The organism is Holdemanella sp., assembly GCF_056804935.1.
The window spans coordinates 1-877 of the sequence record NZ_DBMEXE010000149.1 but is presented as its reverse complement, the minus strand read 5'-3'; the positions used below and the strand labels follow the sequence as shown (position 1 = coordinate 877).

Sequence of the window (877 nt, the reverse complement as noted above, 5' to 3'; positions counted from 1 at the left end):
ATAGCGAGCGTATTTAAAGCCTCTGAAATCTCTTCTTTCGATAAACATACCATTCTATGATTGGCATCATAATAATCAAACTTTTTAATGAAGCTCATTAAATCACGATACTTCACAAGGCTGTCATTCATAAATACATACCACTCTTCTATTCCCTCAATTTGATTCAATACCACATATGGCTCTACCGGAAGAATCGTTAATATATTCGCTCCTAATGCATACATACCAATTCTTCTACCATGTACATTATAGATTCTTGGCGTGGCATAATATGCATCCAAAGCTTGTTGATTATGTAGATATTGACCAAACAAATCTAAATCTGTACCAAAATCATTCAATTCATTTTCCCCAATTGAAATTGGATGAAGAATGCCAAAGATTTCAAAATACTTATGATCCGATAGTTTACTCTTCAAGTCCATAAGTGCATCGGCGCTCGTTCTTTTATCATACACCATCTGCAAATCGATATCCTTTATATTCATTAGCCAATCGTCTTTCACAAATTCATCAGTATCCATATATTCACAATATACTTTCACTAAATAATAAAACAATTGAATTTCATCCATACTTGTAGGAAGACTTAAATTCAAACAAATATCATGATTTTGAATATATATTTCAATTCCTCTTTGAAGATATTTGTGATCAAATAAGATTGTATGATCCCCTATCTGATTCGGAATTAATTGACAATTTTCATCCATAACCCCAAAAGATAAGTGAGACAGTTTAACTAAATCATCGATTATAAATTTTTTTCTACGAAAGACACATTTAATAAAACAGGATATAGACATCATTAATGTCAAATAGACTTGTACAATTTACCTGTAAGTGAGGTAATGAAACATGTGTACAGAATTTA

Annotated in this window: 1 protein-coding gene; it reads right to left on the bottom strand. The window is 30.9% G+C overall.

Annotated elements, in window-relative coordinates; all coding sequences use genetic code 11:
* Positions 1-809, bottom strand: an 809-nt coding sequence (locus tag ACZQCL_RS07095; RefSeq protein ID WP_489711300.1) for a DUF4299 family protein, incomplete at its 3' end; no start/stop codon positions are given.
* Between the last annotated feature and the right edge of the window lie 68 nt (positions 810-877).